Here is a 12,124-nt window from a genome sequence, read left to right on the forward strand (position 1 = left end):
CGTAGGATCAAAATAAGGCTCTGCTATAATAGAAGCAGAGAAACTCGTGGATTGAAACCCTGGTGCCAGTATAATACTTTCTGTAGCGGTATAATTACCAGAAGTAGCGGTAGAAAGTGTGATGGTAGACTGTGTTTGTGCCTGCATTGCCATACTTACAAAAAGTAATGCAACGCTGATATATTTTAGAATGTTCTGTATCATCTTCATTAGTTTTTGTAGTTATATTGATTTTCACTAACCAGATTACCATCAGCATCTTTTACATATTGCAATCGGTTGAACTGATCATACTGATAGTAGATCGTATAGCCTCTAGGATCGGTGATACTAGTTACTCCAATCAGTGGATCATAGGTATAGGTTGTTACCATTGCATTCGGTAATGCACCTCTAAAGGCTTGTAGATCTAAACGCAAAGCTCCTTCAGTACCAGTATTACCAATCGTTCTATCAATATCTGCATTGGATTTTTGTTTTAAGTTCGTTACATAAGCAGCTACATCAGCATAGGTCGCATTCTCAACCTTAGCAATCGGAAACTGATCCTGATATCCCCAGATATATATCATATGACTACTATTAGTTTTGGAGACTTCTACGGGATTACCCAAATCATCATAACGATGGTATTGAATACGGTTTTCTAATGAACCTTCTGCTTTTGCCGTTTTAATGGTTACAGGTAATGTATACCCCGAAGTTATATTAGAAGCTGAACTAAAAACAGTACGTTGGGTAGACAACAATGTTTCCGGTTCCCCGGTATTCTGTCTATATATATCTGCTTGAATAGGTTGAGATATTCTAAAATCACTTACAAGGTTTTGATATGAAGATGCTTCAGTAGAACTTACACCTGGTAATTGGGTATGTTCTTCGGGGTAATAAAAAACTTCCCGGTTCGTTCCTTCACTATGATATACTTTTTGTTCTTTTACTCTTTGTAATGAACTATCATACGTGTATTCTGTTTTGGTATTCAGAGCATTTCCATGTAAGAAAGAAGTATTTTCTTCAGCACTAACTTTATTGTGCGCCATCAGGACTCGGTATGGACCAAAATAGAAATGACTTTCTCCCATACTTACAATTATTCCTCCTTTAAATTGTACTTTAATAGCATTAGTGTATACTTCCTTGTTTTGATAGGTCATAGTATTTTCCTGAAGCGTATTTCCGTCTTTATTTTTAACCTTAGAAGTAAGAAGTTTACCATTTCCAGCACTTCTGTCGATAGGAGGAGGAAAAGGAACTGTTTCATTTATAATATTAGCTGATCCTGTGAAGTTTAATTCAGTACTTCCATTGTCACCCCCTTGTTGGGTAATAGTAACTTTCTTATATCCCAGATGTCCACCAGTGGTCATTCCCAGGCCTGATCTATCAGAATCTAAGGCAAGTAAAGATTGGCAAGTAATATTATACCCACCACTTCCTGAAGGGATCCATTGTAATGATTCTTTGTCAAAAACATAGTTAGGGAGTTTATGTGTAAAACCAGAAGAATACCCTTGATCATCTGTATAGCTGTATTGTTGCGAAAGTAATATTGTACCAGTATGGTCGTATTTATCAATAGATTTAACCCTAACACCTCCTATTGGTTTTTCATACAATCGGGTATTTGTATATGTGTCATAGTATACGGTAAGTGAAGCTTTATCAAAAGAAGTGTTTTCACAATTCCTCCAGGTAGCTTCTGCTTGTATCGTATATGTGCCAGGATCCAGGTAAAAATATTTATGTACATCAGCATTGGTAAGACTTATACTTACAATAATGTTTCCTTGACTATTTTTTACCGTGGCTTTAGGTGTTTTTCCTCCTGAAAAATAATCTCCAGTGTGTTTTTGTGCAGTTCCTCTTACTCTAACTGCTACTTTATCATTAGGGTTTGAAGGGTTTGCTGTTACTGTAAAGGTATCCGTATCGGTATTGGTAACAATTGAAGTACAACTAAAAGCAGAATTACCTTGTGCCTGAACATTTTTTTCAATAGAAGTGGTTTCAAATTCATCGATGGCAACTCCTGCAACATAACCAAAAGTATTTTGCTCAAATGTATATTGATCATATCCTCCTGTTGGGTATTTAATTTTATACAAGATACCGTTTCTTGATCCGGTAAAATCAGGGGATCTATCTGCTAATCCAAAACTAAATAGTTTTTCCCCAACAGGAATAATGTATGGAGGTAATAGACTAGTAGATGTATTGTTATTGGTATAACCCCAATGGTCTTTTTTTATGGAAGTTCTGGTAGGAAGACTTCCGTGATAAAAGAATTCATATGGAGGTAGGGTTTGATTCGATGCCCCATATTCCTGAACAGAAGCTAATGTTAGTCTTCCTGTACTCTGTGAATGATTTAATACATATTTTTTAATTAAGTTATTTTCTGTTTTATTTCGTATTTGAATTTCGGAGATTGCATAAAAATCAGTACTTGTATTCATAACAGCTGTACTTCCTGGAACGAACAAAACTTCTACGAGAGAGGTGTTAGAGGTTATTCTTCGTAAAGCTTTTCCTGTGATAGAAACATTTGAAGTAGAATTACTCAAAGAACCTGCAATGCTTCCCCCACACTGAGAAGCTCCTCCTATCTGATGTTGTCGGGATTCACTTCTAAAAATATAATGATCATTGATATGGTAGGTGTCGTATTCAAAAGTTAATTTTCTTTGACCCAACCCGTCGCTGATTTCAGTAAGATACCAGGAGGATAAAAAGCTCTGGGTAGGGCTGTAACAAAAACTAGCTCCGGTAGTACTAATATTTGTTGTGGTTTCAGCACTTGTAAAGGTATAAGTAAAACCATCAGGAGTTTTGACGGTCCATCCTGTAATCCGGGATAAGTTACCACCTGGTTGAATAGGTGTTATGGTTATAGGATTCTCAGAAGAAACTATAATATTTCCATTCCAATCAAAATGAAATTTCCCGGAATATCCATTAAAATTGAAATTAAAGATATCAGGTTGAGAATCGTAACAACCGTTACCAATATTTTGCAGATAATCATATCGTACTGCATCCTGATTTCCTTGCAATAAATAATTATAAGTTACTTCATTACTAAGTTGTAAGAACCCTTTTGTGGCGCTAGAAGAGTCAGCATCATCTGGTAAACCTTGAGTGTTTCTTGATATCACCCCTCCAGCACTTAAAGACCAACCTAAACCTATGGAACTTGAAGATTCAGAAACTTTAAACCCTCCAGATTGATAGCTTAAACTTATAGGCAATTGAATACTTCCATCAGTAATTTGATAAATAGGGATTTGATGTTGGATCATACCTTGGTATTCGTTAATTTTCATATCGACATACTTGGTTATACTGGAAGCCTCTGGAGAAGGAGGTATGACATTGGGCAACTCAGGTTCTTGTGCAAAAGCAAAAGAACAAAAGGTCATCGTTATTATTTGAAGTGTTTTTCGTATCATATCAGATAATTTTTCAGAGATTATTGTTTAGCAACCAACAAAGCTTCGATTTTTGCTAATCTGTCTGCTAATTCCTGGTTTTGAGTTTGTAGTTTTTGATTGATGGCATTCTGTTGTTCCAATTGCTTTTCTTGAGCAATGGTATATAAGGTAAGTTCTTCGATCTTTTCAAGGAGTTTCATATTCATGATCCCTAATTCCACTCCATTAGCTTCCATTTCTTTGGCAGAAGGAATATTAGGCAAATGCCCTTCTTGTTGTATATACGCTTCAACATCACCAATAGATTTTAAATCATAATCCTTTAGAAATACATAATCGGGAACAGGAACGCTCAAATCTATTTTTATCTCTTCTGCATGAATTTTTCCTTTTACGGTGAGTTTAGAGTCAGGAGTTGTGGTGCCGATGCCTACATTTCCGGTTGCGAATACATTACCTTCAATCAGAGCACTTCCGTCTTTTACCACTAATTTATGTCCTTCATCATATTTATAACCACCATATTGTCCAATGACAATTCTTGAATCAGGATTAGGTAGATGAATAAAAGTGGACTTTTGATTATTTACTAAGTTGTTTTGAATACCAAAAAATTCAAAATTATTCTGATCACTTAATTTCATTACCGTTTGATCTGGTTTTGTCCAAAGGTTATAACGGATAATATCATTATCATCTATAAGTCCCATTGCTAAATAACCATTAGCATTATTAGGATCGACGATAAATTCAAAATTATATTTGTTTGTAGCTGTCTTTCTTCCAATGGTTAGTGGTTTCCAATTATTTGTTCCAATTGAATTAATATTTACTCCATTACTAAGAATATTACCATTTACGTGAAGTTTTTCAGCTGGATTAGTGGTTCCTATACCAACATTTCCGGTAACATCATTTATTCTAAATCGTTCTGTTCCCTTTGTTTTTAAAATTAAATCACTATTATAAGATGAAAAGGCATTACTTGTAGTGTATACATCCTTATTAAAAATTATTTTAGGTCGATCTGTATAAATATGAGCCCACCCAGAATTTTGCGAACCTACATCTAAATATCCACTTGTAGTATTTATTCTTAATGCTCCTCCAGATGCATTACCACGAATACTACCTAATATGTGAAGTTTTTCTTCAGGATTTATGGTTCCTATACCAACATTACCAGAAGGAGGAAAGGCATTAGTAGTAGTTTGCGCAAAAATACTTACGCTTGATATGATTAGACCTAAGAATAACAATGATTTTTTCATAATTTAAGAGTTTGAAATAATAGTAAATGACAAATAATTTGTTTACCGATTATACCTTTATAGATGTATTCGGGTATAGTTTACATAGGTATGTGTCATGAGAAAAACATTTGTTACCATAGAAATTTGATTTTTTATAAAAATCATTAATGAAATAAATGGTATAGATGTATTTAAGGGAAGGGTTAGTTTTTTTGTAAAAAAGCAAAAAGAAATAGGAATAAATATTAAATCTATATTTTGAAAATATATTATTATCATATTTGAATTTATACTTAGTTTTATACGATAATTAAATATGTAAAATTCTATTATAGATGATCAAAGTTTGGGCTTCTAATATGTTGAGAAATATAGGTTTGATTTTTATTGTTGATAAGATCAGATATTATGTGTTATCTGTTAAACAATCAAAAAAGAACAGCTTGTTTTTAAAAGAACACCCTGATGTAATAATTCCTCCAGCGTATTTGATCTATGAATCTTTTCATATGGATTATCGCGCGTATTATGAAAGTGGCGAAAAAAACGCTAATGAGTTAATTTCTGTTTTTTCAAAATATATTGATTTTGATCAAAAAAAGATATTAGATTGGGGGTGTGGACCTGGTAGAATAATAAGGCATTTTCCTAAACTACTTAACAATTGCGAATTTTATGGAACTGATTACAATAGAGAATCAATAGATTGGTGTTCCAGTAATTTAAAAGACATTGAGTTTAATCATAATTCATTGAATCCAAAACTACCGTATATTAATGATTTTTTTGATGTTATTTATGGAATATCAATTTTTACACATTTATCTGAAGAAATGCATTATAGTTGGCTGAATGAGTTGTTAAGAGTGTTAAAGCCAGGAGGTATTTTATTAGTTACTGCACAAGGAGATGGTTTTAAAATAAAATTATCTGCAAGCGAAAAACAACGTTATGAAAACGGAAAGTTAGTAGTAAGAGGAAAAGTAAAAGAAGGACATCGCACTTTTTCAGCTTTTCAACCTAAAAAATTTATGGAAATATTTTTTAAAGATGTACAGATTCTTGATCATATTGTTGATGAACCTCAAAACGATTGGATTCCTCAGGATCAATGGATTGTTAAGAAAATCCAATAAAAAAGCAACCAAAGAAAGAATAGATTCCTCGGTTGCTTTTTGCTAAAACAAAACAGTTTAAACTAAATTATTGTGGATTGTCCCACGTGTATATTTTCAAAATTGATGTTTGAATCTTCTGGATTAAGAATATAATCGTAGATAAAATCACCTACTTTTTCTGTAGTTAATGGATTAACCGGATTGAGATCAGAAGTGGTTAAATCCAGTTCCAGAGCTTTTTCTACAGCATCTCTAATTGCACTAGCTTCTCCTACAAGATTAAAATGCTCTAATAGCATAGCTGCCGATAATATTGCGGCTATAGGGTTAGCAATTCCTTTACCGGTTGCTTGAGGATACGATCCGTGAATAGGTTCAAACATACAACAAGTATCTCCTATAGATGCAGATGCAAGAAGCCCTATTGAACCACCAATAACACTAGCTTCATCAGAAATAATATCTCCGAACATATTTTCAGTCAGGATGACATCAAATTGGCTTGGGTTTAAAATCATCTGCATAGCAGCATTATCTACAAATAAGTAGTCTAATGTTACATCAGTATATTCTTTAGCTATTTCAGACACAACTCTACGCCATAATCTAGATGATTCCAGAACATTTGCTTTGTCAACTAAAGTTACCTTGTTCTTACGTTTTTGAGCCGCTTTGAATGCAAGATGAGCGATACGTTCAATCTCTTTTTGTGAATACTCACATAAATCTGATGCTACCGTTCCATCTTTACTTAATTCCTTTTTTCCAAAGTAAATACCACCAGTAAGTTCTCTGTATATCGAAATATCAGTTCCTTCGATAATTTCTCGTTTAAGAGGAGATTTATCAACTAGGGTAGTATAGGCTTTTACAGGTCGAATATTTGCATAAAGGCCAAGCTCTTTACGTAATTTTAATAACCCTTGTTCTGGACGAACCGGAGCATCTGGGTTGTTATCATATTTAGGATCACCTATTGCTCCAAACAAAACAGCATCTGTATTTACACAGAGTTCTAAGGTTTCATCTGGTAGAGGGTTTCCTGTTTTATCGATGGCAATGGCACCAACCAAAGCATCTTTAAAAACAAAAGTATGATCAAAACTATGTGCTATAGCTTCTAAAGCTTTAATAGCTTGAGCGGTCACTTCAGGTCCGATTCCGTCACCTGATAATACGGCGATATCTAGTTTCATAGATGTATATTGTCTATTTAGTGTTATATTCTTTCTTGTTCAAATGCTTCAATTTCGGCTTTGTTACTGATTAAAAAATCAATATCATCATATCCATTAATCAAACAGGTTTTTTTATAGGGATTGATTTCAAAATTTGATGTTGATTGGTTAGCCAAAAGAGTTATTTTTTGTTTCTCAAGATCAACTTCTATTTGAGTATTTGGATCTTTTTCAATTTCTGTAAACAATTCTTGTAAATATTCTGGAGATACCTGTATTGGCAATACACCGTTATTTAAAGCGTTTCCTTTAAAAATATCTGCAAAGAAACTTGAAACAACTACCTTGAAACCATAATCATGGATTGCCCAAGCGGCATGTTCTCTACTGGAACCACATCCAAAGTTATCTCCTGCTACCAAGATACTGCCTTGATATTTAGGTTCGTTTAATACAAAATCCTCATTTGCGTTTCCGTCCTTATGAAAACGCCAATCTCTAAATAGGTTTTCTCCAAAACCTTCTCTACTTGTTGCTTTTAAGAAACGAGCAGGAATAATTTGATCAGTATCTACATTTTCTATAGATAATGGTATTGCGGTGGATGTGAGTTTGGTAAACTTATCCATTAGTTTAATTGTTTAGTAATGTCAATAATTTTTCCTTCTATCGCTGTTGCTGCAGCTACAAGAGGACTTGCTAATATAGTTCTCGATCCTTGTCCCTGACGTCCTTCAAAATTACGATTGGAGGTAGAGACACAATATTCTCCTTCAGGGATTTTATCATCGTTCATAGCCAAACAAGCAGAACATCCTGGTTGTCGAAGCATGAATCCAGCTTCTTCAAAAACATCTTTAAGTCCTTCTGCAACAATTTGCTGTGCTACTTGCTGTGATCCAGGTACAAACCAAGCTGTTACATTCTCAGCTTTTTTCTTTCCTTTAACATAAGTTGCGGCAACTCTAAAATCTTCAATCCTACTGTTGGTACAGCTTCCGATAAAGACATAGTTGATTTTTTGATTAACCAATGATTGTCCTTTTTCGAAATTCATATAAGCTAATGATTTTTCGAATGAGGCATTATCTTCTGATGGTATGTTTTCGGTTATTTTGATTCCCATTCCTGGGTTAGTACCATAAGTGATCATTGGCTCTATATCTTGAGCATCAAAGTGGTATTCTTTATCAAAAACAGCACCTTCATCTGTAGGTAATGTTTTCCAATACGCTACTTTTTTGTCAAATTCATCTCCTTTAGGAGCAAATTCGCGTTCTTTTACATATTCAAATGTTGTCTCGTCTGGAGCAATCATTCCTCCACGAGCTCCCATTTCAATACTCATATTACAAACGGTCATACGTCCTTCCATCGACATTTCTTCAAATACATTACCCGCATATTCACAGAAATATCCTGTACCAGCATTGGTGCCTAATTTGGCAATAACATATAATATTACATCTTTTGGAAGTACCCCAGGTTTTAATTGTCCGTTTACATTTACACGAAGGCTTTTAGGTTTTTGAAGTAGCAAACACTGACTAGCAAATACCTGAGCAACCTGACTGGTTCCAATACCAAAAGCAATACTACCAAACGCTCCGTGAGTAGAGGTATGGCTATCACCGCAAACCATGGTCATACCTGGTTGCGTAATTCCTAGTTCAGGAGCCATTACATGTACAATACCGTTGTATTTATGGCCAAGACCATATAACGTAATGTTATTTTTATTACAGTTTTCTGTTAGCTGTGCTAGCTGGTTACGAGATAAAACATCTTTTACGGGTAGATGCTGATCAATAGTAGGGGTGTTATGATCAGCAGTTGCCACGATCTGATCAGGTCTAAAAACAGGGATTTCACGTTGCTCTAATTCACCAAATGCTTGTGGACTAGTAACTTCGTGGATTAAATGTTTGTCTATATATAAGATTTGAGGCCCGTTTTCTATTTCTTTGACGACATGTGCATCCCAAACTTTGTCAAATAATGTCTTCATATTTTATTAAAAATACCTGCAAGGATTAAGAAACCGAAAAACGCTTTCGTGGTAAAACTTGCAGGATAATTATCATTTTGTTTAAACTACTGCAGCACCAACTACATTTGTGCTTTTCATGATCTGATGTATATCTTCATCGATCACTTCTTTTTTACGATCTGCATAACTTAAAAATTCTTTATACACATCGTCAAGTTGAAGCTTAGTTAATTCATAACCAACTTTTTTTGCTCTATACGCAAGGGCAGCTCGACCACTTCTAGCGGTTAGTACAATTGCAGATTCGGTAACACCTACTTCTGCTGGATCTATAATCTCATAAGTTTCTCGGTTTTTGATAACCCCATCCTGATGAATTCCTGAACTATGAGCAAAAGCATTAGCTCCTACAATTGCTTTATTAGGCTGTACCATCATTCCCATGTGATCTGATACCATTTGACTGGTTTCATACAGCAACTTAGAATTAATCTCTGTATTAAGATTTAGATAAGGATGTTGTTTCATGATCATAACTACTTCTTCTAGAGAAGTATTACCAGCACGTTCTCCGATTCCATTAATAGTACATTCTATTTGTCTCGCACCATTGATTGCTCCAGCAATAGAATTAGCAGTTGCTAATCCCAGGTCATTGTGACAATGACACGAAATGGTCACATTATCAATTCCTTTTACATTTTCTTTAAGGTATTTGATTTTTGCGCCATACTCTTCTGGAAGGCAATATCCTGTAGTATCAGGTATATTAAGAACGGTCGCCCCGGCTTTGATCATAGCTTCACAAACTCGCGCTAAAAATTCATTATCGGTGCGACCGGCATCTTCAGCATAAAATTCTACATCTTCGACAAAAGACTTAGCATATTTCACTGCTGCAATACCGCGTTCGATTACTTTATCCCGAGTAGAATTAAATTTATGTTTTATATGAGAATCCGAAGTACCGATACCGGTATGGATTCTTGGCCTTTTTGCATGTTTAAGCGCTTCTGCCGCGATCTTGATATCATTCTCTACTGCTCTCGATAAACCGCATACTGTAGCGTTTTTAACGATTTTAGCAATTTCATTTACAGAAGTAAAATCTCCCGGACTAGAGACAGGAAACCCTGCTTCTATAACATCTACTCCAAGAAAATCTAATTGCTTCGCAATGACTAATTTTTGTTGTGTGTTTAATTTACATCCAGGGACTTGTTCTCCGTCTCTTAATGTAGTGTCAAATATTTGGACCTTATTATTACTCATAGGAATTCAGTGAATTATGAATTTAGTGCTTATTGAAAAAACTCTTTTTAAAATATTCTTATAAGATGTTTCTTAAATCTCTTACGAATTTATATTTTGGGAATTCAAAAGAGAAGTATTTAGCAACTGGTTTTACAATGCTAAAAAGTTTTAATAAAAACTTAATCTTCTTTTAATCAATTAATTACAATATATTTTCTTACAATGACTAATGATCAAAAAGATCCTTTGTTTGTTTTAGTAAAGTCGCTTTCTAAATCCGAAAAACGACAATTTAAGGTGTATGTTGGTCGGTTAGGAGTGAATTCAGATTCTAAATTTCTGGCACTTTTTAACCACCTGGATAAGAGTGATACCTTAGATGAAGATCTTATTGTTAAAAAAGGCTTTGTTACTAAGCAACAGATTTCGAACCTAAAAGCACATTTATATAAGCAAATTCTTATTAGTCTTAGACTAAGTCCGTTGCATCAAAACATTAGATCGCAGATAAGAGAGCAATTAGATTTTGCTTCAATATTATATCATAAAGGATTATATAAACAAAGTCTTAAAATTCTAGACAAAGCAAAGTCACAAGCAAAAGAAAATGAAGAACATAATATTGCTTATGAAATTGTAGAGCTTGAAAAAATTATTGAAACACAATACATTACACGAAGTATCAATAATAGAGCAGATGAATTGACGGTTGAGGCAAAAATGTTAAGCGTAAAGAATGTACTTACTAGTAAATTATCTAACCTTTCTCTACAATTATATGGTTTAATGCTAAAAAGCGGATATGTTAGAAATGATAAAGAACATAACGTAATTACAAATTATTTTAATAGCAAATTACCCAAATATGAATGGAATATGTTGGGTTTTAGAGAAAAACTATGGTTGTATAAAGCACATTTGTGGTATAGTTTTATTGTACAGGATTTTTTATCCTGCTATAAGTATTCAAAAAAGTGGGTGGATCTATTCTATGAACATTCAAAAATGATGGTTCTTAACCCTGTTTTTTTCTTAAGAGGAAATCATTATTTGTTAGAATCTCTTTATTTGATAAAAGATAAAACACAGTTAAAATCCACATTAAATAGATTTGAGGAAACGATATCGTCTGATACTTTTCCTAAGGATGATAATATAGATGTACTTTCATTTCAATTTATTTATAATAATAAACTAAACATACATTTTTTAGAAGGCTCGTTTGAGGAAGGAGAGTATCTCGTTACAGAAATATTAAAAGGTATTTCGGAATTTAAAAACCGACTTGATGATCATCATATAATGGTTTTATACTACAAAATAGGTTGTTTATATTTTGGAATGGCAAATCACAGAAAATGTATTGAGTATCTCGCAAAGATTATCAATAACAAGTCTTTAAAAATGAGAGAAGATTTGATGTGTTTTTCTAGAGTGTTAAGCTTGGTGGCTCATTATGAAGCAGGGATGGATTATCATTTAGAAAGCCAATTAAAGGAAACATACCGATTTTTAATTAAAATGGATGATCTGCATGAAGTGCAAAAAGAAATGATCAAGTTTCTTAAAAACCTGGGAGATATATTTCCTCATCAAATTAAGGATGAGTTTAGAAAGCTTCATAAAAGATTAAAGGAGTATGAAGATCATCCTTATGAGAAACGTGCTTTTTTATACTTGGACATCCTTTCTTGGTTAGAAAGTAATATAGAAGGAAGACCGGTAGCGGATATCATTAAAGAAAAGTCAAAAAAACTGATTAGATAGGTTGTTAAAAATTATCAATTACTGTTTTTTATGATAAATGCACAGAATATTTAATAAATGATTGTGGTAATAGTAATTTCTTTTTATAGTTTTGAGTAGGGTTTTTCTGATAGACCTTGTTTATTATATG

The 12,124-nt window shown here is 33.6% G+C and carries 9 protein-coding genes; 2 read left to right on the forward strand and 7 right to left on the reverse strand.

The features are described 5' to 3' along the window. The 3 genes from U0D62_RS25065 to U0D62_RS25075 form a co-directional block, all read right to left on the reverse strand. On the reverse strand, positions 1-204 hold a 204-nt coding region (locus U0D62_RS25065; protein ID WP_322290111.1), incomplete at its 3' end, for a hypothetical protein. Between the two features lie 5 nt (positions 205-209). Next, entirely contained in the window at positions 210-3,452 is a 3,243-nt protein-coding gene (locus tag U0D62_RS25070) for an RHS repeat domain-containing protein (RefSeq protein WP_322290112.1), read from the reverse strand. Positions 3,453-3,472: 20 nt separating this feature from the next. After that, positions 3,473-4,705: a tail fiber protein gene (locus tag U0D62_RS25075; RefSeq protein WP_322290113.1), complete on the reverse strand. Its 1,233-nt coding sequence runs from the start codon at positions 4,703-4,705 to the stop codon at positions 3,473-3,475. Between the two features lie 317 nt (positions 4,706-5,022). On the opposite strand from U0D62_RS25075, the gene U0D62_RS25080 reads away from it, so the two are divergent. Continuing rightward, entirely contained in the window at positions 5,023-5,823 is an 801-nt protein-coding gene (locus U0D62_RS25080; protein ID WP_322290114.1) for a class I SAM-dependent methyltransferase, read from the forward strand. Between the two features lie 62 nt (positions 5,824-5,885). Here the strand turns inward: U0D62_RS25080 and leuB are convergent, their stop codons facing one another. The 4 genes from leuB to U0D62_RS25100 form a co-directional block, all read right to left on the reverse strand. Further along, the gene (leuB, locus tag U0D62_RS25085; RefSeq protein WP_322290115.1) at positions 5,886-7,001 is read right to left on the reverse strand and encodes a 3-isopropylmalate dehydrogenase; all 1,116 of its coding nucleotides are present in this window, start codon (positions 6,999-7,001) and stop codon (positions 5,886-5,888) included. Between the two features lie 23 nt (positions 7,002-7,024). Further along, positions 7,025-7,612, reverse strand: a complete 588-nt coding sequence (gene leuD / locus U0D62_RS25090) for a 3-isopropylmalate dehydratase small subunit (RefSeq protein ID WP_322290116.1) — start codon at positions 7,610-7,612, stop codon at positions 7,025-7,027. Then, positions 7,612-8,991, reverse strand: coding sequence for a 3-isopropylmalate dehydratase large subunit (gene leuC, locus U0D62_RS25095; protein WP_322290117.1), 1,380 nt, complete (start codon positions 8,989-8,991; stop codon positions 7,612-7,614). Before leuC ends, leuD begins: the two co-directional genes overlap by 1 nt. An 81-nt stretch (positions 8,992-9,072) precedes the next feature. Further along, positions 9,073-10,245, reverse strand: coding sequence for a 2-isopropylmalate synthase (locus U0D62_RS25100; RefSeq protein ID WP_322290118.1), 1,173 nt, complete (start codon positions 10,243-10,245; stop codon positions 9,073-9,075). Between the two features lie 204 nt (positions 10,246-10,449). Between U0D62_RS25100 and U0D62_RS25105 the strand changes: the two genes are divergently transcribed. After that, positions 10,450-11,994: a hypothetical protein gene (locus U0D62_RS25105; RefSeq protein WP_322290119.1), complete on the forward strand. Its 1,545-nt coding sequence runs from the start codon at positions 10,450-10,452 to the stop codon at positions 11,992-11,994. The last annotated feature ends 130 nt before the right edge of the window (positions 11,995-12,124 follow it).

Origin of the sequence: Aquimarina callyspongiae (assembly GCF_034322225.1) — a bacterium.
Classification (GTDB): domain Bacteria; phylum Bacteroidota; class Bacteroidia; order Flavobacteriales; family Flavobacteriaceae; genus Aquimarina.